The sequence below is a fragment of the Pseudodesulfovibrio halophilus DSM 5663 genome (assembly GCF_059568665.1).
On the sequence record NZ_JCANTV010000001.1, the window covers coordinates 50,400 to 71,228 of the forward strand.

The 20,829-nt window shown below is 60.0% G+C and carries 21 protein-coding genes and 1 pseudogene; 4 read left to right on the top strand and 18 right to left on the bottom strand.

What is annotated here, in order from left to right; translation table 11 throughout:
- Positions 1 to 57: 57 nt before the first annotated feature.
- Positions 58 to 732, top strand: a complete 675-nt coding sequence (locus BR24_RS00245; protein ID WP_462966044.1) for a Crp/Fnr family transcriptional regulator — start codon at positions 58 to 60, stop codon at positions 730 to 732.
- 172 nt (positions 733 to 904) lie between these two features.
- Here the strand turns inward: BR24_RS00245 and rpsT are convergent, their stop codons facing one another.
- The 9 genes from rpsT to BR24_RS00290 form a co-directional block, all read right to left on the bottom strand.
- Positions 905 to 1,168 carry a 30S ribosomal protein S20 gene (gene rpsT, locus BR24_RS00250; RefSeq protein ID WP_018123570.1) on the bottom strand — a complete coding sequence of 88 codons (264 nt, stop codon included), beginning with the start codon at positions 1,166 to 1,168 and terminating at the stop codon, positions 905 to 907.
- 107 nt (positions 1,169 to 1,275) lie between these two features.
- Positions 1,276 to 3,387, bottom strand: coding sequence for a glycine--tRNA ligase subunit beta (gene glyS, locus BR24_RS00255; RefSeq protein ID WP_496539509.1), 2,112 nt, complete (start codon positions 3,385 to 3,387; stop codon positions 1,276 to 1,278).
- A gap of 35 nt (positions 3,388 to 3,422) precedes the next feature.
- A complete protein-coding gene (gene glyQ / locus BR24_RS00260; RefSeq protein ID WP_496539510.1) occupies positions 3,423 to 4,292 on the bottom strand; it encodes a glycine--tRNA ligase subunit alpha in 870 nt (289 codons plus the stop codon).
- 14 nt (positions 4,293 to 4,306) lie between these two features.
- Complete coding sequence (recO, locus tag BR24_RS00265; protein WP_496539511.1) at positions 4,307 to 5,068, bottom strand: DNA repair protein RecO; 762 nt, start codon at positions 5,066 to 5,068, stop codon at positions 4,307 to 4,309.
- A 12-nt stretch (positions 5,069 to 5,080) separates the two neighbouring features.
- Positions 5,081 to 6,124 carry a helix-turn-helix domain-containing protein gene (locus tag BR24_RS00270; protein ID WP_496539512.1) on the bottom strand — a complete coding sequence of 348 codons (1,044 nt, stop codon included), beginning with the start codon at positions 6,122 to 6,124 and terminating at the stop codon, positions 5,081 to 5,083.
- A gap of 5 nt (positions 6,125 to 6,129) precedes the next feature.
- Positions 6,130 to 7,080, bottom strand: a complete 951-nt coding sequence (locus BR24_RS00275; RefSeq protein ID WP_496539513.1) for a SurA N-terminal domain-containing protein — start codon at positions 7,078 to 7,080, stop codon at positions 6,130 to 6,132.
- Positions 7,081 to 7,168: 88 nt separating this feature from the next.
- On the bottom strand, positions 7,169 to 8,119 hold the full coding sequence (locus BR24_RS00280; RefSeq protein WP_496539514.1) for a peptidyl-prolyl cis-trans isomerase: 951 nt from the start codon (positions 8,117 to 8,119) through the stop codon (positions 7,169 to 7,171).
- Positions 8,116 to 11,595 carry a transcription-repair coupling factor gene (mfd, locus tag BR24_RS00285; protein ID WP_496539515.1) on the bottom strand — a complete coding sequence of 1,160 codons (3,480 nt, stop codon included), beginning with the start codon at positions 11,593 to 11,595 and terminating at the stop codon, positions 8,116 to 8,118. The genes BR24_RS00280 and mfd overlap by 4 nt, the downstream gene beginning before the upstream one ends.
- A 92-nt stretch (positions 11,596 to 11,687) precedes the next feature.
- Positions 11,688 to 12,173, bottom strand: coding sequence for a chemotaxis protein CheW (locus tag BR24_RS00290; protein ID WP_018123562.1), 486 nt, complete (start codon positions 12,171 to 12,173; stop codon positions 11,688 to 11,690).
- 249 nt (positions 12,174 to 12,422) lie between these two features.
- On the opposite strand from BR24_RS00290, the gene BR24_RS00295 reads away from it, so the two are divergent.
- The gene (locus tag BR24_RS00295; RefSeq protein WP_018123561.1) at positions 12,423 to 12,638 is read left to right on the top strand and encodes a hypothetical protein; all 216 of its coding nucleotides are present in this window, start codon (positions 12,423 to 12,425) and stop codon (positions 12,636 to 12,638) included.
- Positions 12,639 to 12,671: 33 nt separating this feature from the next.
- On the opposite strand, the gene BR24_RS00300 is transcribed toward BR24_RS00295, so the two are convergent.
- The 7 genes from BR24_RS00300 to BR24_RS00330 form a co-directional block, all read right to left on the bottom strand.
- Positions 12,672 to 13,004, bottom strand: a complete 333-nt coding sequence (locus tag BR24_RS00300) for a ferredoxin-thioredoxin reductase catalytic domain-containing protein (protein WP_496539516.1) — start codon at positions 13,002 to 13,004, stop codon at positions 12,672 to 12,674.
- A gap of 2 nt (positions 13,005 to 13,006) precedes the next feature.
- On the bottom strand, positions 13,007 to 13,258 hold the full coding sequence (locus tag BR24_RS00305) for a glutaredoxin family protein (RefSeq protein ID WP_496539517.1): 252 nt from the start codon (positions 13,256 to 13,258) through the stop codon (positions 13,007 to 13,009).
- Positions 13,259 to 13,358: 100 nt separating this feature from the next.
- Positions 13,359 to 14,264 carry an amino acid ABC transporter permease gene (locus BR24_RS00310; protein WP_496539518.1) on the bottom strand — a complete coding sequence of 302 codons (906 nt, stop codon included), beginning with the start codon at positions 14,262 to 14,264 and terminating at the stop codon, positions 13,359 to 13,361.
- A 9-nt stretch (positions 14,265 to 14,273) separates the two neighbouring features.
- Positions 14,274 to 15,110 carry a transporter substrate-binding domain-containing protein gene (locus tag BR24_RS00315; RefSeq protein ID WP_496539519.1) on the bottom strand — a complete coding sequence of 279 codons (837 nt, stop codon included), beginning with the start codon at positions 15,108 to 15,110 and terminating at the stop codon, positions 14,274 to 14,276.
- Between the two features lie 24 nt (positions 15,111 to 15,134).
- The gene (locus BR24_RS00320; RefSeq protein WP_496539551.1) at positions 15,135 to 15,947 is read right to left on the bottom strand and encodes an amino acid ABC transporter permease; all 813 of its coding nucleotides are present in this window, start codon (positions 15,945 to 15,947) and stop codon (positions 15,135 to 15,137) included.
- A gap of 146 nt (positions 15,948 to 16,093) precedes the next feature.
- On the bottom strand, positions 16,094 to 16,732 hold the full coding sequence (gene tmk / locus BR24_RS00325) for a dTMP kinase (protein ID WP_496539520.1): 639 nt from the start codon (positions 16,730 to 16,732) through the stop codon (positions 16,094 to 16,096).
- Complete coding sequence (locus BR24_RS00330) at positions 16,708 to 17,745, bottom strand: 3'-5' exoribonuclease YhaM family protein (RefSeq protein ID WP_496539521.1); 1,038 nt, start codon at positions 17,743 to 17,745, stop codon at positions 16,708 to 16,710. Before BR24_RS00330 ends, tmk begins: the two co-directional genes overlap by 25 nt.
- 119 nt (positions 17,746 to 17,864) lie before the next feature.
- Here BR24_RS00330 and surE point away from each other — a divergent pair, with 119 nt between their 5' ends.
- Positions 17,865 to 18,638 (top strand): 5'/3'-nucleotidase SurE, encoded by a 774-nt coding sequence (surE, locus tag BR24_RS00335; RefSeq protein ID WP_496539522.1) that lies wholly within the window; start codon positions 17,865 to 17,867, stop codon positions 18,636 to 18,638.
- A gap of 66 nt (positions 18,639 to 18,704) precedes the next feature.
- A complete protein-coding gene (gap, locus tag BR24_RS00340; RefSeq protein ID WP_496539523.1) occupies positions 18,705 to 19,685 on the top strand; it encodes a type I glyceraldehyde-3-phosphate dehydrogenase in 981 nt (326 codons plus the stop codon).
- Between the two features lie 61 nt (positions 19,686 to 19,746).
- On the opposite strand, the gene BR24_RS00345 is transcribed toward gap, so the two are convergent.
- Together BR24_RS00345 and BR24_RS00350 are read right to left on the bottom strand one after the other, a co-directional pair.
- Positions 19,747 to 20,271 carry a heterodisulfide reductase-related iron-sulfur binding cluster gene (locus tag BR24_RS00345; protein WP_496539552.1) on the bottom strand — a complete coding sequence of 175 codons (525 nt, stop codon included), beginning with the start codon at positions 20,269 to 20,271 and terminating at the stop codon, positions 19,747 to 19,749.
- Between the two features lie 357 nt (positions 20,272 to 20,628).
- Positions 20,629 to 20,817, bottom strand: a pseudogene (locus BR24_RS00350) (4Fe-4S dicluster domain-containing protein); the annotation flags it as partial.
- Between the last annotated feature and the right edge of the window lie 12 nt (positions 20,818 to 20,829).

The following is a 20,829-nucleotide window of genomic DNA, read 5'->3' on the forward strand; positions in this document are numbered from 1 at the left end:
GTGACATGATTCAAGTCAAATCGACTAGAATGAAAGCAATTTTTTTGGAGATAGATAATGGAGAGCATTGACGCGGTACGTTCGGTTTCCCTGTTTCAGGGGCTGCCGGACAACCAACTGGAGCGGCTGGCGCAAATCGCCGTCTGCAAGCACTACAAGCGAAACGAGCTGATCTTTGAATCCGACACCCCGGCAAACGGTTTCTACGCCACACTTTCGGGACGGGTGAAAATCTTCCGCATGTCCCCCTCCGGCAAAGAACAGATCCTGCACATTTTCGGAGCGGGTGAATCCTTTGCGGAAGTCCCGGTCTTTCAGGGCTCCACCTTCCCGGTCCATGCCCAGACGCTGGACCCCTCCGAGCTCATGTTCATTCCGCGTCGCGAGTTCGAACGCATCATCAGCCAGGATCCCGACCTGGCCATGAAGATGATGGGACAGCTTGCGGAGCGGCTGAGAATCCTTGTGAACAAGATAGAGGAACTAAGCCTCAAGGAAGCCCCGTCACGCGTGGCCTCGTATCTGCTTCTGCTGGCATCCTCTCACGACTCCAACACATTCAGACTGGACCTGCCCAAAGGCCAGATCGCCTTTTATCTCGGCACCATTCAGGAAACACTCTCCCGCATACTGAAACGCTTCACCGAGGACGAACTCATCGAAATGTCCGGCAAGGACATAACTGTTCTCGACCCTGACGGGTTGCGCGAAATTGCGGACGAAGGACGCTGAGGTCACAGGTCATACAAGCTGAGAGCTGTCCCCGCGGACGGCATCCCAACCAGAAGGGCCCCGCCATAAAAACATGGCGGGGCCCTTCTGGACGTCTTCTTAAGACAGCAAGCACGAAAACCCGCCCTGCCGAAGCAGAGCGGGTTCTAAAAGTCGGATGACGTCCGAGCAGTTAGCCGATCTTGTTGACGGCCTGCTGCAGACGGGAGACGCGGCGCTGAGCCTGACGCCAGTGGATGACTTTCTTGCGGGCGGCCTTGTCCATGACGGAAGTGACTTCCTTCATGGCTTCGGTTGCCTTGGCGGCATCCTTTTCTTCAATGGCAGTCTGGACGGCCTTGACGGAATTCTTGATGCGGGTCTTGGCCATGCGGTTGCGCAGGTTGCGGACCAGGCTCTGGCGGTGCCTTTTTACGGCGGACTTGTGGTTAGCCAACGGTACTTCTCCTCAAGCTTGTCTTATTCTTATGCGTTAAAAAACGGTATTTTCAAAGCGAAGGCAGAGCTACTTATCTAGCACTGCCCCCGTTTGTCAAGCATTTTCTAGACCTGAAGGGCATTGAAGTCGGCAAGGCGTCCCAGCCTATCGACCAATGCCTTCAGCAGATTCAGGCGGTTGGCCCTGAGTGAAGGATCTTCACACATGACCATGACATTGTCAAAAAAGGCGTCCACGCTGGGCCGCAGCTCGGCAAGCTGACCGAACAGGCCGTCGAAGTCGCCGTCGGCCCAGAGCTGCTCGAAGCGCGGAGCGGTCTCGTCCATGCGCTGGGCAAGCGCCTTTTCGGCGTCGTCCTCAAGCATGTCGACCTCAAAGCCGCCGGTAAGCTCCTGACCGACCTCCTCGCCCTGCTTGCGGATGATGTTGGCGGCACGCTTGAAGGTCAGCACCGCCTGTTCGAAGCCTTCGCCCTCACTGAAGCGGGACAGGGCCTCAAGGCGTGCCTTGAGGGTGTGAATGTCGCTAAACCCGGCGCCGATGGCGGCATCGACCACGCGGGTGGCGAAGCCCTGTCCGGTGAACATGGCGCGCAGCCGCTGGGCAAAGAAGTCCAGCAGCATTTCGAGCGACTCCTCCTGCGACACCTTCCACTTCACGTCCTCGGAGTACGCGGCCTGAGCATGGCGCAACAGCTGCTCAAGGTCGAGGTCAAGGCCGTGCTCCATGATGATGCGGCAGATGCCCAACGCGCAACGGCGAAGCGCGTAGGGATCGTTGGCGCCCGTGGGCACCTTCTTGATGCCGAAGCAGCCCGCGAGGGTGTCGGCCTTGTCCGCCATGGAGAGGACGGCTCCCGGCAGCGTGGAAGGAACCGGGGTTTCCGGTCCGGCAGGCAGATACTGTTCCGCCACGGCATCGGCAACGATGTCACCCTTTCCGGCGCGGCGGGCATAGATGCCGCCCATCAGGCCCTGAAGCGAATCGAATTCGTTGACCATCTCCGAAACCAGATCGGCCTTGGAGAGTCGTCCGGCGCGAGCGAAGCGCTCGATATCCGCGGGCAGGAGTTCCTTGGAATCACCCAGCTCGTCAGCCACCCAGCCACAGACCTTTTCCAGCCTGCGGGTCTTGTCGCCCATGCTTCCCAGCGGTCCGAGGAACACGACCTTGTCCAGTTTGGCGAGCCAGTGTTCAAAGTCAGTCTTGATATCCGCTTCCCAGAAGAAACGCGCGTCTTCAAGACGAGCCTTGAGCACCCGCTCCCAGCCCTTCTTGACCAGCGCGCGGTCACGCGGCTCGATGTTCAGGGTGGTCAGGAAATGCGGCAGCAGCGAGCCGTCATCCTTCTGCACGCCGAAGCTCTTCTGGTGCGACTGCATGCTGGTGAGCAGCACCTCGCGCGGCAGCTCGAGATACATCTCCCCGATGTCCCCGAGAATGGGGACGGGGTACTCGACGAGGTTGGCGACCTCGTCCAGCAGCGCATCCTTCCAGACGATGCTTCCGCCCGCTTCGGACGCGAGGCGGTTGCCTTCCTCGACGATGAGATTCTTGCGCTTCTCGGGATCGATGACGACCTTGCAGTCCTCTTCCATGATGCGGAAGTAATCGGCTGCGGCAGCCACTTCAAAGGGACCCGGCCCCATGACGCGGTGTCCGCGGGTGGTGCGGCCCGAGGTCAGGTTCTCAAGCGTGAACTCGACCACCTTGTCATCGAGCAGCGCCAAGAGCCAGCGGACCGGACGCCCGAAAAGCAGGTCATAGTCCCCCCAGCGCATCCGCTTGGGAAAACTTAATCCATCCAGCGCATTGGAGCAGAGCGCGGGGAGAATGTCGAAGGTATCACCGCCGCCGACGGTCTTGGTGGCGGCCAAATATTCGCCCTTGCCTGTTTCCAGCTTGTAGAGCTGATCCTCGGCCACGCCCTGCGTCTTGGCAAAGCCCTGCCCCGCCTTGGTCAGGTTGCCGTCCTCGTCAAAGGCAATACGCACCGGAGGCCCGGTGACGGTCTCCTCCTCGGAGCGCTGCTTCGCGGCGATTCCCACCACATGGGCGGTGATGCGACGCGGGGTGGCGTAAGTGTCCACGCTTTCGAAGCCGATCATGGCTTCCTTGAGCGAGGCGCGGAAAAGTTGTTTCAGTTCAGCCGCGAGCTTCGGCACGAAGCGGGCGGGCATTTCCTCGGTTCCGATCTCGAAAACGAATTCGGCCATGGTGTGTCTCGTCTATTTGATGGCGTGAGCCGCCGTTATTTACCCAGCATTGGATAACCCATTTCCTCGCGCTGCGCGGCGTAGAGGTGGGCGATCTTCGAGGCCAGATTGCGCACGCGACCGATATAGGCGGCCCGTTCCGTGATGGAAATGGCGCCCCGGGCGTCCAGCAGGTTGAAGCTGTGCGAGCACTTGAGGCAGTAATCGTACGCGGGCCAAGGCAGTCCCTCTTCGCACAGGTTCAGACACTCGGCCTCGAACTTGTCGAACAGGTCGAAAAGCATGTCCTGATTGGACAGCTCGAAATTGTATCTGGACATCTCCACCTCGTTCTGGTGGTAGACATCGCCGTAGGTGACCCGGTCGTTCCACTGCAGGTCGTAGACGGATTCCTTTTCCTGCAGGTACATGCAAATGCGCTCCAGCCCGTAAGTCAGCTCCACGCTCACCGGCTTGAGGTCGATGCCACCCACCTGCTGAAAGTAGGTGAACTGCGTAATCTCCATGCCGTTGAGCCAGACTTCCCAGCCGAGGCCCCATGCGCCGAGCGTCGGGGACTCCCAGTCGTCCTCCACGAAACGGACGTCGTGCTCATCGGCCTTGATGCCAAGCGCGGCGAGGCTCTCCAGATACAGCTCCTGCACATTGTCGGGCGAAGGCTTCAGGATCACCTGAAACTGGAAGTAATGCTGTAAACGGTTCGGGTTCTCCCCGTAACGCCCGTCGGTGGGACGGCGGGAAGGCTCGACATAGGCCACGTTCCATGGCTCCGGCCCGATCACCCGGAAAAAGGTGGAGGGGTTGAAGGTCCCCGCGCCCACCTCGATATCAACGGGCTGAGTGACGACGCAGCCGTTTTTGGACCAGAAATCCTGCAGGGTCAGAATAACATCCTGAAAATTCATTCAATAACTCCGAATCAAACCTTTTTGTAATACCCGTTCTCCCATTGGAGCCCGAGGTGGTAGGCAACGAACGCCTCGATGAGGCGGCGGCTTTGACGGGCCACGTCCGCTGTCATGCCGAGACGCGCCCAGTCGGCGGGGCGGGAGTTCCGGATCCATTCCAATGACCTGAGGACTCCCGGCGAGACCCGGCGAACCACTCCGTCTACCGCTTTCCGCCGCGATTGACAAGCGGCGCAGAACACCTGTCCGGACTCCACGCTCACCAGCGGAGCGCGCATGCCCTCTGCTTCCTTTCCGCACGAGGCGCAGATATCGAAGGCCGGACGATATCCGAGATCGAACGCCGCCTTGGCACGGAACAAAAACGGCACCATATCGCCGGAAGGCAGCTTCTCCTCCAACATCTCCAGCGTTTCCAGAAGCAGGTCATAGACAATGCGCGAATCCTGCCCCGGCGAAGGGTCAAGCATCCGCGCGAACTGCACGCAGTTGATCGCCAGCCCCTGCACGGCAGGGTTCTTCTTGACCTCCTGAAAACCGTGAATCAACGATCCTTCTTCAAGGGAGTAATAGGTGCCGGTCTTGTTGGCCGCTATGGAAAAGAGAACGTGGTTGAGGGTGTCGAGGCAGCCAGTGAAGCGTCTGCGGCTGCGAAGCCCTCCGAAGGCGAATGCGTTGAATATTCCGTGGGTGGGGGTCAGGATGCGGACCCAGGCATCGGCTTCCCGGAACCGGCCGACCTTGAGCACTATGGCTTTTTCGGTGGACCGCATGAAGCCGCCGGGTTAGGGGACATCGAATACGAGCGTCTTGACGCTGCCCTTTTTCGCATTGAGTTCCATGGGTTCGCCGTTGTGCGTCACTTCGACGCCTCCGGCGTTGCCGATGCGGATACGGCGCTTGCTGTTGAACTTGAGGCGAAGCGGTTCCCCGTTTTGCAGTATGAAATCCCTGTAAAGATCTTCCTCGTCGCCCTTCCAGACACCGACCCACGTGCCGGCCTCGGTCACTGCGCGGATGACGATGTTGTGCGCATAGCGAAACTGGTCCTGCGGCTCGCCAGACTCCTCCCCAACGGACTCGACGTCGTCGGGAATCGTCGCCTCGACGGTTTTTGCCACATCATCAGCCTCACTCGCGGCCGGGGCTTTTTCGACAGCCTCGGCCGCAACCGTTTCAGCCTCTTGAGCGGACTCTGCAACATCAACCGCTTCCTGCCCGGCCTCGCCAGCGTCGGCGACCGGGGCTTCTGCGGCATTGTCTGCACCTTGCTCCGCCTCGTCAACGGCGTCCGCCACCTGCTGCTCTTCCGAAGCGGGCGCGGGAGCGACCTGCTGCTCAGGGGCAGCCGCCGATTCATCCGCGCTCGCTGTCTCAGCCTGTTCTTCCACCGATGCGGTCGGCTGCTCCAGCACGGTGTAGAGCTTGCCGAAGTAGATGACCGCGCCTATGAGCGCAGCGAGCAGGACGATGAACAGCAGAATGGAGGGCAGCCGGCTTTTGCCGGATCCGCCGGAGGACTCATGCGCGGCAAGGGCCCTGTCGGCCTCTCTGGTGTCCCCGTACCCGGAGGGGAGGTTGTCCTCGTGCTCAGGAATGATCTGATCCACGACCATCGCCAGTTCTTCGGCGTCGAGCCCGAGCAGCCGAGCGTAGCTCCTGACGAATCCCTTGGCGTAGACCGGGTGCGGCAGATGATCGGTATTGCCCTCTTCCAGCGCCACAATGTTTCTGCGACTTATCTTGGTGATTTCGACGACTTCGTCCAGAGACATGCCCCGGCTTTCGCGCGCCTTTCTGAGCTCCTCGCCCATTTCCTGAAATGTCATGCCGTTTATTCTCCGCCTTTATTACTGTCCATGTACGTAATGACTGCCTTTTCGTGCAGTTCCTCGAAGTATTCCTCGAAAATTTCCCTGCGACGTTCGCCCATCATGCGCTTGAGGAGCTTGTCTTTGACTTCCTTGAAGGGGGTCACCTTGCCCGGTTTGACTTTACGAAGCAGGATGATGGTCTCCTTGCCGCCGATGAGAGTGGGCTCCGTCATCTCGCCCGTCTCCAGCCCCTTAAGGGCGTCCTGCCACTCCTTGGCGAGCGCCTCCCGCATGACGTCGTTGACCTTGCCGCCATCTCCGGCGCCGGGGCCGATGGAATACTGGTCGGCCGCCTCGGCAAAGGTCATCTCACCGTCGCCGATGCGCTTGAGCACCTCTTCGCTGGCAACGTCCGCAGGCAGGACGATCACCGAAATATCAACCATCTCTCCGGTGGAGTATTTGTCGATATTCTCCTCGTATTCCTTCTTGAGCTCCGTATCGGTAACCAGCACCTTGTTGTGGACCATGTGGTTCACGATGCGGTTCTTCTTGATGGTGTCGCGCAGCTGTTCGCGGAAGTCCGCGATGGTCAGGCCATCCTGCGAGAGAAGCTCAAGCAGGTCGTCGTCCGAGAGATTCTGCTTGCTTTTGATGTAGGCGATCTCCTCGTCGATGTCCTCGTCGTCCACCGTGATGCCGTAGCTCTGCGCCTCCAGATCGAGCAGCAGGTCTTCGACCATTTTTTCCAGAATCTTGGACCGAATCTGCTTCATGGCCTCGGGGGATATTTCCTTGCCCTGCTCTTCGGCTTTCTTCTTGATGTCCTTCAACTTCATCTGGAGGTCGGATTCCGTGATGATGCCGTCGTTCACCTTAACGAGGATACGGTCGAAGACGTACTCTTCGGCCATGGCCGAGGAGACGAAAATCAGAAGGATGCCTATGGTCAATGCTGCAATTTTGCGCATTCTTTTCAACTCCGTTTCCCCGTCGAGCACAGGGGGGATTTTTTCGCGGTACTTTAGACCGTTTGGGCCCGCTCTGCAATACTGCCGGCTACTCTTTCGTGGCGTTGTCGGGGGCCTCTTCCGCTGCCTCGCGCAGAAGGTGCCTGCTGATCTTGATCTCGGCCTGAGAAACGGCCTTCTCAAGCCACTTGTTGAAGGCCGCCTCCACCTTGCGTTCCAGCAGGACCTCTTCCACAAGGGGATACACCTGCGTGGGACTGAGCACTTTCTCCGGCGTCCGCTCGAGCACGACGAGAGCCTCGTAACCGAACTTCTCCTTGATGACGCCGCTGCTCTGTCCCTTTTCCAGCCCTTTGAGCGCCGCGCCCCAGATGGCCGGAAGTCGCTTCTCGTTCATGACCAGCTCCCGAACCTCAAGCTCGGTAAAGGCCGTGCGCAGCGCCTCCTTGTCCCGCTCGTCGCGAAACTTGGCAACCGCGCCTTCGACCAATTGCCGATTTGGTCCGCGAATCACCAACAGGCGCATGGAGGCGGGCATGACAAAATCCGCGATGTGCGACTTGTAGTAGGCCTCGGCCTCCTTGTAGTCGATCTTGATGCGGGGACGCAGCACCTGTTGCATGAACTTGCGCGTGGCGAGCTGGTCCAGCACCTGATCGCGCCAGTGATCCAGATCGATGTACTGCTCGCGGATGAGCGTCTCGAACTCCCCTTCGGGGTAGTCCGAGCGCACTTCGTTCTCGGCGTCCTGCATCTCCTGCTCGGTCACGGCAAGGTCGAGCTTCTCGAGCTCCTGCCGCACCAGCTCGGCGACGATCAGGTCCGCCAGAATGTCGCTGTACTCCTCGCGCAGCATCTCGACGCTCGGAATGGACATCCCCTCCTGTCCGAGAGACTGCAGGTCATGCAGATATTCCAAAGTATCCAGCATGATGGGCTCGCCGTTCACGCGCGCCACGACACCGACTTCCGTGGGGTCATGAGAGCAGCCCGTCAACAGGACGATCAGGGCGGTCACTATGAGGATAAATCGTTTCATTTCGATTCCGTTTCGGTCAATTGGTTGGGCCGCTCGTCGGCCAGTGCGTCCAGCTCGACTGCCGCAGCCTCAAGAGCTTCGCGCACCGAGTCCCCCTCGGCGTAGCGCAGTTCGATGCGTGCCGGCGGCATGAGGCGCGCCCGTTCTTCACGCGCCGAAGCCCACGCCACAAGGCTTTCCGGCGTAAACGGTCCGGCGCCCTCTTCCCAGGAGATCACGGCGCGTCCGGGATACAGCTCGGCCCTCTCGGCCTGAAGTCGCGCCAGCGTCTGCTTGAGCGTGAGGACGCCGATGAACGTGTCCACCTGCTCCGGCAGGCTGCCGAACCGGTCCTTCAGCTCAGCCTCCAGCTCGGCGAGCTCGGCGTCGTTGGCCGCCCCCGAAAGCGCCTTGTAGTACCGCAGACGTTCGCGCGAGTCGGGCACATAGTCACTCGGGATATGTGCCTCGAATACGAAATTCAGCTCCGGCTCGGAAGCCTTGGCAGAGACCTCGCCGCGAACGCGTCGCACTTCTTCCTCCAGCATTTCGAGGAAAAGGTCCAGCCCAACGCGCGCGATCTGTCCCGACTGCGTTTCGCCCAGGATGTTCCCCGCTCCACGGAGCCTGAGGTCTTCCATGGCGACCTTGAACCCGGCACCGAGATAATCCAGATCGAGAATGATCCGCAAGCGTTTCCGGACTTTTTCCTGCAGGTCGTCCAGCGAGGGAACCACGAAATAGGCATATGCCTGACGCTCGCTGCGGCCCACCCTGCCGCGTAGCTGATAGAGCTGACCGAGGCCGAACATCTGGGCCTGATCCACGATAAGGGTGTTGGCGTTGGGAAAATCCAGCCCCGACTCGACGATGGCGGTGCAGACGAGCACATCAAGCTCCCCGTGCCAGAAGCCGTGCATGGTCTCTTCCAGCTTCTTCTCGGTCATCTTGCCGTGCGCCATGCCGATGCGCGCCTCGGGTACCAGCTCGCGCACGTACTCGGCGGCACGCTCCAGTCCCTCCACGCGGTTGTAGACCCAGAACACCTGTCCGCCGCGCTCAAGCTCTCTTTGGAGGATCCCACGCAGCTCGGCCTTTTCGCGCGTCAGGATGCCGGTTTGCACCGGCTTGCGGTCCTCCGGCGGCGTCTCGATGACGGACAGCCCCCGGAGGCCGGACAGGGAAAGCTGAAGCGTCCTCGGAATTGGCGTTGCCGTAAGCGTCAGCACGTCGATGGTGTTGCGGAACTGCTTGAGCCGTTCCTTGTGCCGCACACCGAACCGTTGCTCCTCGTCCAGGATGAGCAGGCCGAGGTTGGGCATTTCAACATCCTTGGAGAGCAGGCGGTGCGTGCCGATAAGGATGTCTATCTCGCCCCTTGCCGCAGCTTCGAGCACCGTCTTCTGGCGCTTGCGGTCCACGAACCGGCTGAGCATGCCGATACGCAGCGGGAAGTCTTCCATGCGGCGCAGGAACGTCTGGTAATGCTGTTCCGCCAGAACGGTCGTGGGACAGAGCAGCGCCACCTGACGCCCTTCGATCGCGGCCCGAAACGCGGCCCGGAGAGCGACCTCGGTCTTGCCGAAGCCCACATCGCCGCAGACCAGCCGATCCATGGGTTCGGGCTTTTCCATGTCCTCGAAAACGTCGCGGATCGCCTTCTCCTGATCCGGCGTGGCCTCGAACCCGAAACCGACCTCGAAATCGTGGTACATCTCGTCCAGCGGACCGTAGCTGAATCCCTTGGTCACGCGGCGGTAGGCGTACATCTCGACAAGCTCGTGCGCGATCTTTTCGATGGCCTTGCGGACGCGGGCCGTGGTGGCTTTCCAGCGGGTGCCGCCCAGCTTGTCCAGTGCCGGGCTCGCCCCTTCCGGCCCCTTGAAGCGCTGCACGAGCTTGAGCCGGTCAACGGGCAGATAGAGCTTGTCGTCTCCGGCGAAATCCAACAGCAGGTAATCGTTGGCCACGTCGCCGAGTTTCATGTGGTGCAGTCCGCCGTAGCGGCAAAGACCGTAATCGCGATGCACCAGAAGATCGCCGTCGGAGAGGTCCTCGTATGCGGTCAGGCCCTTGAAGGCCTTGTCGCGTGCGCGGTGCGACTTGGGTGCCTCCGGCTGGAGCACACCCTCGCCGAGCAGTCTGATGTCGGCCCACTCGATTTCCACGCCGTTGCGAAAGCCGGAGACGACGGCCGACGTGCCTTCTTTTCCGGGATCAAAACCGAGGCCGAAGGGAATCCGCTCGGGCTCTGCGAGGCTCAGGAAACGGTTGCGGGACCGGTCGGTGCGGAAGCCGAGGACGGTGGTCTGCCCCGCCCTGTTCCATTCCTTGATGCCCTCCATGAGTGCCTGCCACGGCCTGCGCTGATGCTCGGGCTGCCAGAAGATGTCCGCAAATTCGCCAAGGGACCGCTCCGGCAGATCTATGCCCTTCTTTTCCGTGCCGATGACCAGTTCCTCGAAAACAAGCTGGCGACCGTCACGCCACGCTCCACGGGCGCTCTCAGGCGTCCGGCACAGAGCGGAAAGCGGCCAGCGGCGGCCGTGCTCACGCTCTTCGGATTCAAGAAATCCGCGCCAGTTGCGCTCGGCATCTTCAATTCGCTCCCGAAGTTCCCCGCCTTCGGCAAGGATGAACGCGGTCTTCGACGGGAAGAGCTTTTCGATGCCTCCGGCCTCTGGATAAAACAACCCAGGCCAGACGCTTGCGTCGGACTGGTCGAGTTTTTCGCGGAGAAACTTCTCGTCATCGGCCCCCATCTCGCCGCGGGTGCGGTACTCTTCCCACAGCTTGCGGGCAGCTGATGCGTGCGGATCTGCAGCGATGCCGGGCGACACAGGCAGCAGCATGGCTTCCGTGAGGTCGGCCTTGGAACGCTGAGAAGGGCCGTCGAAGAGGCGGATGTCCTCCAACGTGTCGCCGAAAAACTCCAGCCGCAACGGCATGGGGTATCCGGGCGCGTGGATGTCGAGGATATCCCCGCGAAGCGCGGCCTGCCCGGGGCCGGAAACCATCTTGGTCCGGGTGTACCCCCAGCTCACGGCCTGCTCGAGGATCATCTCGGGGGAAAGGTCGTCCCCTTTGGAAAGCGGCAGCCAACAGTTCTCAAGCGTGGCAGGATCGGGCCAGCGGGCCATGAAGTTGTCCACGGTCATGAGCAGACACATGGGCCGCCTGCCGTATACAAGGCTGTGCATGGCGGCCCAGCGCTCGGCCCATTCTTCCGGTCGCGGACGCGCCGCGGGATACGGGGGCAGGACGGCCAGCCCCTGATCCCATGCCGGAGCGTTCGGATCCTCGCCTCCCGGCAGGGTCATACCCAGCAGCGCACGGGACTCCTTGAGTTCCCGTGCGCCCGGCACAACCAGCACGACGTTCTCGCCACGGTCCACGAGCTCACGGGCAAGCAGCGCCCTGGTACCGGGACCGCTCTTGAAAATGCGCAGGCTGTCGGTCTTGCCGCGCAGAAATTCCTGTAGTTCTTTCGGCTGCACTTGCTCTCCCACTCACCAGTGAGCGGAAACGCGAAAAAACCGCCTTGCGCATCCGGCGAAAGGCGGCTTTCGGGTCCTGGTGATCTCGATATTTAAACCTTGTTCAAGGCTTCCTTTTCCTCGTTACTCAACAGCTGGTCGAGGTCGAGTAGAATGAGGAGTCGCTCTTCCAGCTGTCCCACGCCGCTGATGTATTCCGACTCGAGACCGGAAACAACCGGCGGCGGCGGTTCGATGGTTCCGGAAGGTATCCGCAGCACTTCGGAGACGGAATCCACGATGAAGCCGACGATCATCATGTTGATCTCGATGACGATGATGCGGGTGTGTTTGTCGTGCTTGCGGGACTCCAACCCGAACCGACGGCGCAGATCCACGATGGGGATGACCTTGCCGCGCAGATTGATGACGCCTTCGACGAACTCGGGGGCCCTGGGGACATTGGTGATATCCATGGTCCGGATGATTTCCTGAACCCGCAGGATATCCACCGCGAACTCCTCGTGACCGATGGTGAACGTGACAAGCTGAATCAGCTCTGCGTCCTGATGCTGTACATCGTTTTCTTCAACTTCCATGATGCGGAATCCTCTCGGTGTCTGTGATGGGCAAACCGCCGTTCGGGCATGCGTTTGTATAGCCAATGAAAAAATGGCAAGGAGCAGGCGTTTTGTCAACTCACATGCGCGTTTCATCGCATTTCGCCGACGCGTTATAATCAGGTCGTTTTGGAGTTGACGCAATCGCCCTTTGAGACTAACGTATGCGACAGCAAAACGCTAACCGACCCGATTCTCTGACAATTCAGCAAAGAGGGCCTGATCCGTATGGGATACTACGCAAGCTCCGACGACAACATCTCTCTTGAAGAGCAGGTGAAATGTCTTGAAGATGAGGAACTTCTGGATTTCTGGATGGAAACCCAGGAACTGGCGAGACACGTTGAAAACTTCGGACAAAACGACTCAGAGGTCAATCCGGAGTACGAACGTGTCATCCTTCGCGAACTCCAGTTCAGAAATTCGAGAAAATACGCTGTATAAACGAAAGCCCCGGGGTGCCGGGGCTTTTTTTCATCAAAAGACAATCTTCTCCGGCGGACGCCGTTCAGGCACCACCTCTTTTTCGATCTTGCCTTCGTTCCATTCCTTGGAGACATAGAGCGCGCAGAAGCAGGCGCCATACTCCTCAACGTCCGCCTCGCGGTAGACGCAGGGACATATGATGTCCTTGTCCGCCTCGAAATTCCCATTGGCGAGCCTGCAAGGACAGGCCATGTAGCCCAGCCTCTCCTTGTTGATCAACAGGCTCTCCAGAAGCGGGAACGTCATCTCTTCGTCTTCGTTGAAATAATATCCCTTGGGCTCCTGAAGTTTCTTCAGGCTCTCATAAAGCTCTCGGACCTCCATTCCTAGTCCTCCAGAGCCTTGTTGATCTTGTCCTTGTTGAAACCCACCACAACGCTGTCGCCGATGACGATGGTCGGGAAGGACACTGCGGGGTTGTGCCCCTTGATCTGCTCGATGGTCTCGCGACGTTCATCGCCTTCAAGCTGATCCACGAAGGTACAGTCGTATTTCACCCCGCATTCGTCGAGGTATTTCTTGGCGTTCTTGCAGTGAATACAGGTGCTGAGTGCGTAAACCTTGACGTCCTTGCTCATGAAGGCCTCCGGAATAATCTTTGTTTCGAGATTCGCAAGGGGTACTCCATATCGGTATCCCTGAAGCGAAACTACCTTATGCTCTTTTCGGTCGATGCTGTCAAAGCCGTGGACGGCCGTAGTTCAGCTTGCGCTCCAGAGCATCCACTGCAGTGGAACAGATGAACGTCAGCACGAAATACAGTGCGAGAATGGTGATCCAAACCTCGAACGTCCTGTAGGTGGCGGCCATGATCTGCAGCCCCTGAAACGTCAGCTCCTGAATGGATATGATCGCCACGATGGACGAGTCCTTGATGGTTGAGATGAACTGCCCCGCCAGAGCGGGCAGCATCCGGCGCAGCGCCTGCGGCAGAACGATGTGCCGCAGCTGCTGATAGCGCGAAAGCCCCTGCGACGCCGACGCCTCCCACTGCCCTTTTTCCACCGACTCCACCCCTGCACGGACGATCTCGGCAATGTAGGCGCCTTCGAACAGCCCGATGGTGATGGTGGCGGAAACGAACTGCGGCAGCTGCTCCACCGGCCCGAAGAGAAACGGCACGACCGTTCTCGACTCCGTGGAAAGCCATGCCACCAACCTGTCCACACTGAGCAGCGTCAGTATCTGATCGCCAATGAAGAAGTAGAAGACGAACACGATAACCAGCGGCGGCGTGTTTCGCACAAGCTCCACATAGGTGACCGAGAGCTGTCGGAAGAACAGCTTAGGGCTCACGCGCATGAGGCCGAACACCAGCCCGAGGACGGTCGCAACCAGTCCTCCCCACAGACTGAGCCTGAGCGTGGTGAAGAGGCCCTGCAGCAGCAGGCCGGGCACAAGCTCGCCCGACGCCTCGTCCGTGCGCAGCAGATACTGGGGGATGATCGACCATTTCCAATTGTAGTCGAGGGCCACGGTGGTCTCGTAGACAAACCATGCGCCCGCCCCGGCAGCCGCCAGCAGGACGAAGACGTCGAGCGGCCGGAACAGTTTTTTCGCCCGAAGCGAATCTGTTTTATTCAAAACGAATCGCTATTGCAGCTGGGATTCCCATTCCTTGGACTTGAACCAGTAGTCATACCGGTTCTGGAGCCAGCCGCTGGAGAAATTCACACGAATCCAGTTGTTCAGGAAGTTGGTGAAGTCGTAGTCGCTCTTGCGGACGGCAAAGGCGATGGGTTCACGCGTGAAGTCTTCTTCCAAAGGCAGTTCCAGCTTGTCCGGGTATTCCCCGGCAAGTGTTTCAGGCAGCGGATTGGAGGCAACCAGCGCGTGCGCGCGTCCGCTCAGCAGCTCCTGAATGGTCTGGGATTCGTCGCTGAAGACCCTGAGGGTCGCCTTGGGCAGGAAGTTCTTGGCGGCGACGTGCGCGGTGGTACCCATGCGAACGGAAACCACCGTGTCTGGGTTGTTGAATTCCTTGATGGAATCCCGCCCACCGGCCTTGCCGGTGTTGGCGACGATGCTCATGCCGGAATACTCGTAGGGGATGGAGAAGTTGACCTTGAGGTTTCTTTTGGGAGTGACGCTCATGCCGCCGATGATGATGTCGAACTTGCCGCCGAGGAGTGCCGGGATGATGCCGTTCCACTGCGTGGGGACCAGCTGGAGCTTGACGCCCATGTCCTCGGCCAGCTTTCTGGCCACGTCGATCTCGAAACCGACGTACTTGCCGCTCTTGTCCTTCATGGCCCACGGCTTGAACGTGTCGAAGCCGACTCTGATGGCCTGACGCTGCATGACCGCTTCCAGCGTGCTCGCTTTGGCGAGCTCCTGTCTTGCATCCCCTGCGGCAAGGGAAACGTGGGACACGCCGAGGATCACGATCAGGGTCGCAAGACCGGTGGCGATGGTTCTCCAGATTGTCATGGTCAACTCCTTGATTGATTTGATTTATGTAAGCATCAGCCGTTTTTCCATAACGGCCGCCAGTCGCGAAAGGGTCAGGGTCACGGCGAGATACATGACCGCCACCGTAAACCAGATTTCGAATGTCAGGAAGGTCTCCGCGATAATGTTCTGCCCCTGCATGGTCAGATCCATGATGGCGATGGTGCTGACCAGCGCGGAGTCCTTGACCAGCGAGACCACCTGCCCGGTGAGCGGCGGCAGGATGCGCCTGATGGCCTGCGGCAGGATGACATGCACGTACATGACGAACGGTGGCATCCCCTGCCCTTTGGCCGCGTCGAACTGCCCGCTGTCGATGGAGGTGATGCCCGCACGGAATATCTCCGAGGCATAGGCTCCCTCGAACAGGCTCAGCGAGAGCACCGCGGCCCAGAATGCGCTCATGTCAAGGACCGGTGCCAGCACGAAATAGATGAAAAACAGCTGGATGAGCAACGGCGAGTTGCGGATGATCTGCATGTAGCAGCGGGCGATGAGCCGCAGTGAGACATAGGACGACATGCGGCAGAGCGCCGTGCCCAGCCCTATGACGAAGGCCATCCCCATGCTGACCGCCGTAATTCGGAACGTGACGAACAGCCCCTCGAGCAGGGGCCCGGGCACGAACCCGTCATCCATGGTGAACAGGTACTTGGGCACCTGGTACCACTGCCAGTTATACCCCAGCGTTTCGGAAGCCGAATACAGCCCCCAACAGATGAGAGCCATCACGGCCAGATACTTGAGTGTATCGATGATGACATTTCGCCGGTCAGACAGAGCCTTTACCGGCAGGGGCGGACGCTGACTCAACAATCCTCTCCGTATCAAGCGGTTCTATCCATATCAGGAATCGTTACCCTAGCACAAAGCATGAGAAATAACAGAAGAAAATGGACCGAGACGGCATTGAGGCCGAGTCGGTCCATCCGGGGCTTCCAATCAATCGGAATAATTTACTCTTACACTTCTTCCAGACGCTGATCCACGAAACGCCGCACCTTCTCGAAAACGTCTTCGGGCGTGCCGGAGGCGTCGGCGACCTTGAACCGGTCCTTCTTGAGCGCGGCCCACGTGAGATAGCCCTCTCGGATTCGGTTGTGAAAGGATATGTGTTCGGCCTCGAACCGGCCTTCCTCCTGCGACTTGCCGTCCTGCATGTTGCGAGTCATGGCGCGGCGCAGCCCGGTGTCGGCGTCCAAATCCAGCAGCAGGGTCAGCTGCGGCCATGTGCCGTCCACGGCCACCTCGTTCAGCTCATGCAGCATCTTGGGGTCGAGCCCGCGCCCGTAGCCCTGATAGACCACCGTGGAGTCGGCAAAACGGTCGCTGATGACCACCTTTCCTTGTTCCAGCGCGGGGCGAATGACTTGCGCCACGTGCTGGGCGCGGTCGGCAAGATAAAGGAAAAGCTCGGCCAGCGAAGTCAGGTCCTTGCTTTCCACGTGCAGCAGCATTTTGCGAAGCTCGGTACCCACGCGGCTGCCGCCCGGCTCGCGGGTCAGCAGCACCTCCCGTCCACTGGACTCCAGATACTCCTTGAGCATGCGTATCTGGGTGGTCTTGCCGGTGCCTTCTATCCCTTCAAAGGTAATAAACATTGGTTCTTGACCTTCTTGGCCTTCTCCCGCAAAGGATCGGGCGTTTTGGGTGCTCGGTAGATATCGCGCTCAAGAAAGCGCAGATACGGAGACCATTCGGCGCCGGTCTGATCCATGTCGGCATAGGCCTTGTCGATCATGTTCATCTTGGCGTCCATGTTGTCCGCGAAGTGCAGGGCGAAGCCCTCGGGCGTCTTTGGCCGGATGGGAGAGCCGAAGTCGTGCTCACCGTGATGGCTGGTGATCAGGTGCCGCAGGTGCAGCTTGAGGCCGTCCTCAAGGTCCTTGGCCCGCCGCAAGAACGGCTCGAGCCGCTCCTGTCCCATCTGGATGTGACCGAGCAGCTTGCCTTCGTCCGTGTACTCGTGCGCCGGGCCCATGGTCAGCTCCCAAGCCTTGCCAAGGTCATGGAAGACGGCTCCGGCAAGCAGGGTCTGGCGGTCGAGCTCCGGGTACACGTCGCACATGGACATGCACAGCTTGGCAACGCCGAGGGTGTGCTCAAGCAGTCCGCCGACGTAGGCGTGATGCACTGTCTTGGCCCCCGGAGCGGCGAGCATGCGGCGGCGGATTTCCTGATCGCGAAGCACCTTGCGGCAAAATTTCTTCCACGGCTTGTGCTGCATGTGCTCGAGTATGAGGTCCTCGAGCTCCTCCATCATCTCCTCGGCCGGACGATCCGCCGCGGGCATGAACATGGCGAGGTCGTGCCCGTTCTCCGAAGGACTCATGTCCAGAAAATCGATCTTGAGCTGCGGCTTGTCCCGATAGGTTTCCACCAGCCCCTCGGCCATAACGATACTGCCGGTGTCGATGGCCTGAAACTGCTGACTGAGCGGATTCCATATCTTGGCCTCCACCTGCCCGCTGCAGTCCTGCAGGAGAAGGTTCCAGTAGGGTCCGTTGCGGGACTGGGCCAGATCTGCCCGGGCCACGAGAAAGAGGTCGCGCACCCGTTCGCCGGGCGTGATGTCTCGTATGTAATGCGACTTTTGTGTCACTGCTGTTGCCATTGGTTGGAAGTTGGGGTACCCCGCCGAAAACGGGACCCGTCCCGGCGAGGAGCGCGACCGTGCCGCGCTGTACGCATTATGAACCTGATTTCACACGAATTGTCAAATTCGGAGCACCAATGAAGATACTGCTTACCAACGATGACGGCATTCAGGCCGTCGGCCTCAGGGCGCTTTACGCTGCGCTCATCGAGGCCGGACACGACGTCCGCGTGGTGGCCCCGGTCACCGAACAGTCTGCGGTGGGACACGCCGTGACCCTGAGCATGCCGCTGAAGGTCAAGGACTTTCAGGAAGACGGGTTCAAGGGCCAAGGGGTGTACGGCACGCCGGTGGACTGCGTCAAGCTGGCGCTCTCGACGCTGCTCGACGGCCCGCCGGACCTCGTGCTCTCCGGAATCAACGCCGGCGCCAACGTGGGCGTGGACATCCTTTACTCGGGAACCGTCTCCGCCGCAACCGAAGGAGCACTCATGAGCCACCCGTCGCTGGCAGTCTCCTACGACGACTTCAACCCCGGCGATCTCTCGGCACAGGCCCGCCACGCTGTCGGCCTTATCCCGAAGATTCCTTGGAGCGACCTGCCCGACAAATGCGTCATGAACCTGAACTACCCCAAATGCCAGCCCGGCGAAAGCCGCGGCCTCCGGGTTTGTCCCCACACCCGCGCCTGCTACCGCGACTTCTACGACACCCGCACCGACCCGCGCGGCCGCCCGTATTACTGGCTCGACGGCGAGATTCCGCCCGAGTCCATCAGCCCGGACCGGGACCGCGCCCTGCTGACCGAGGGGTACATCACCCTGACGCCCCTGCATTTCGACTTCACGCACCGAGAAACCCTCACGAGGCTTGAAGGATGTGATTTCAACTGCCCCGTTGACGGTTTATAATTGCATTTGTATTGTACTCGCGCTCAAAAGGCACAATGGAATTAAACCTTTCCGGGAGGATATTAGATGGCTACCAAGCTCGGCATTAACGGATTCGGCAGGATCGGCAGGTATCTCACACGCCTGCTCGCCGACGACAAGGACCTTGAAATCGTTGCGGTGAACGCCCGCGCCTCCAACGAGGATCTGGCGCACCTGCTGAAATACGATTCCGTTCACGGAACGTTCGACGGCGTGGAGCCAACCGAAAACGGCTTCAGCGTCAACGGCAAGGAAATCAAGGTCACCCGCAACGCGCCCGGCGAATGGACCTGGGGCGAGCTTGGCTGCGATTTCGTCATTGAGACCACCGGCAAGTTCACCGACCGCGAGAGCTGCGAAAAGCACCTCGCCTGCGGCGCCAAAAAGGTCATCATCTCCGCACCGGGCAAGAACGCCGACATCACCGTGGTCTACAACGTGAACCACGACGATGTGACTGCGGAGCACAAGATCATCTCCAGCGCCTCCTGCACCACCAACTGCCTCGCTCCCGCCGCCAAGGTCGTCAACGACAAGTTCGGCATCAAGCACGGCATCATGACTACGGTGCACTCCTACACCATGAGCCAACGCATCCTCGACGGCTCCCACAAGGACATCCGCCGCGCCCGTGCCTGCGCCGTCAACATGGTGCCCACCACCACCGGCGCCGCCAAGGCCGTCGGCCTCGTGCTGCCGGAGCTCAACGGCAAGCTGGACGGAATGGCGATTCGCGTGCCCACGCCCAACGTGTCCCTGGTGGACCTCGTGGTGGAGCTGGACAAATCCACCACTGCGGAAGAAGTCAACGCAGCCCTCAAAACCGCTGCCAACGAATCCCTCGGCTACACCGAAGAGCCGCTGGTATCCATTGACTACAACGGCTCCACCTTCGGCGGCGTGGTCGACGCTCCCCTGACCCGCGTCATGAATGGCACCCAGCTCAAGCTCATCGTCTGGTACGACAACGAAGCGGGCTTCACCAACCAGCTGGTGCGCGTCATCCGCAAGGCGGCCAGCGTCTAGCGGCCCCAGCCATAACAATAAAAAACCCCGCTCCGGCGGGGTTTTTCTTCTCCAAAAGGACTCAGCAACCACTCTTTCGTCGCAGACGACGCTTCAGCCGCAACCGAGCGAGATAGGTGAATGGAAATCCCACAGGCCGTGAAGATTCCTCACCGAAAAACAGGTCGAGCAGATGCACGGCCTCTCCCCCCTTTGACAGAAATCCGGCGCAACCTGCGCAGTAGGTGATGATCCTGCGCTCTCCGGCCTGACGATGGACACGCTTCGTCCACTCTCCCGCGAGTTCGGGGGCGATAAATCCCACCGCGCCTCCTTCACCGCAGCAGAGCGTTCGACCGCGAGATCGTTTCGGCGACTCCACGCGGCAAGGCAGCCGCCCTGCGAGCTTCCGCACCGCATCATGGATAGCGGCTTCCTCGCGAAGCGGACACGGGTCATGCAACACTGAAGCGCGTTCATCCGAAGCATCGGGAAAGACGTCGCCATGCTCGGCCAAGACCTCGTACACCGTCAGCAATTCCAGTCCCTCCCCGTACTGACGGAAAACCTTGTGACAGTTGGGGCAGGCCACAATGACCCGACGCACACCGGCGGCAATAAGTCTGCCTCTCAGGGCAAAGAAAGCGGATTCAAATGCCCCTTGAAGTCCAAGATCATGCGACGACTTGGAGCAGCACTCCAACACGACTCCGAGGTCTGGATATATCTTTCTGAGATACTCCCATGCCTGAAACGTTTGGTGGGGACGAGTCCCCGGAAGCGTGCAGCCGGGAAAAAACACGGTCTCCGCTGAATCCGGGACAGCAAACAGCCTGAACAGTGTGGACCGTCCGATTCGCTCATAACTCAGAAGCGGTTTATATGGCCGCAGGTCGACTTCACCCGCTTTCACCGCCCGTCGGCGAAGGTCGAGGAGCATGCGCGACGGCCTGAGGGACTCCGGACAGACAGCATCGCACAATCCGCACAGGCTGCACTCATACGCGACGTGCCGTCCCTCGGGCGTATCCGTTTTTGCCGCCAGCTTGCGGGGATCACCATATTTCCTGAGAAAAGCACAGGACGCGACACACACGCCGCAACCTGTGCAGGCTTCCGAGATATCCTCCGCACTGTCCGTGAGGTCTGCCATGGTCAGGACTCG

Bases quoted from the DNA above. Each gene is read 5' to 3' on its own strand.
- glyQ (WP_496539510.1), bottom strand. From the start codon at position 4,292: ATGAATTTTCAGGATGTTATTCTGACCCTGCAGGATTTCTGGTCCAAA.
- BR24_RS00245 (WP_462966044.1), top strand. From the start codon at position 58: ATGGAGAGCATTGACGCGGTACGTTCGGTTTCCCTGTTTCAGGGGCTG.
- BR24_RS00315 (WP_496539519.1), bottom strand. From the start codon at position 15,110: ATGACAATCTGGAGAACCATCGCCACCGGTCTTGCGACCCTGATCGTG.
- BR24_RS00270 (WP_496539512.1), bottom strand. From the start codon at position 6,124: ATGACATTTCAGGAAATGGGCGAGGAGCTCAGAAAGGCGCGCGAAAGC.
- BR24_RS00280 (WP_496539514.1), bottom strand. From the start codon at position 8,119: ATGAAACGATTTATCCTCATAGTGACCGCCCTGATCGTCCTGTTGACG.
- BR24_RS00305 (WP_496539517.1), bottom strand. From the start codon at position 13,258: ATGAGCAAGGACGTCAAGGTTTACGCACTCAGCACCTGTATTCACTGC.
- surE (WP_496539522.1), top strand. From the start codon at position 17,865: ATGAAGATACTGCTTACCAACGATGACGGCATTCAGGCCGTCGGCCTC.
- tmk (WP_496539520.1), bottom strand. From the start codon at position 16,732: ATGTTTATTACCTTTGAAGGGATAGAAGGCACCGGCAAGACCACCCAG.
- BR24_RS00330 (WP_496539521.1), bottom strand. From the start codon at position 17,745: ATGGCAACAGCAGTGACACAAAAGTCGCATTACATACGAGACATCACG.
- BR24_RS00290 (WP_018123562.1), bottom strand. From the start codon at position 12,173: ATGGAAGTTGAAGAAAACGATGTACAGCATCAGGACGCAGAGCTGATT.
- BR24_RS00275 (WP_496539513.1), bottom strand. From the start codon at position 7,080: ATGCGCAAAATTGCAGCATTGACCATAGGCATCCTTCTGATTTTCGTC.
- BR24_RS00295 (WP_018123561.1), top strand. From the start codon at position 12,423: ATGGGATACTACGCAAGCTCCGACGACAACATCTCTCTTGAAGAGCAG.
- gap (WP_496539523.1), top strand. From the start codon at position 18,705: ATGGCTACCAAGCTCGGCATTAACGGATTCGGCAGGATCGGCAGGTAT.
- glyS (WP_496539509.1), bottom strand. From the start codon at position 3,387: ATGGCCGAATTCGTTTTCGAGATCGGAACCGAGGAAATGCCCGCCCGC.
- BR24_RS00300 (WP_496539516.1), bottom strand. From the start codon at position 13,004: ATGGAGGTCCGAGAGCTTTATGAGAGCCTGAAGAAACTTCAGGAGCCC.
- recO (WP_496539511.1), bottom strand. From the start codon at position 5,068: ATGCGGTCCACCGAAAAAGCCATAGTGCTCAAGGTCGGCCGGTTCCGG.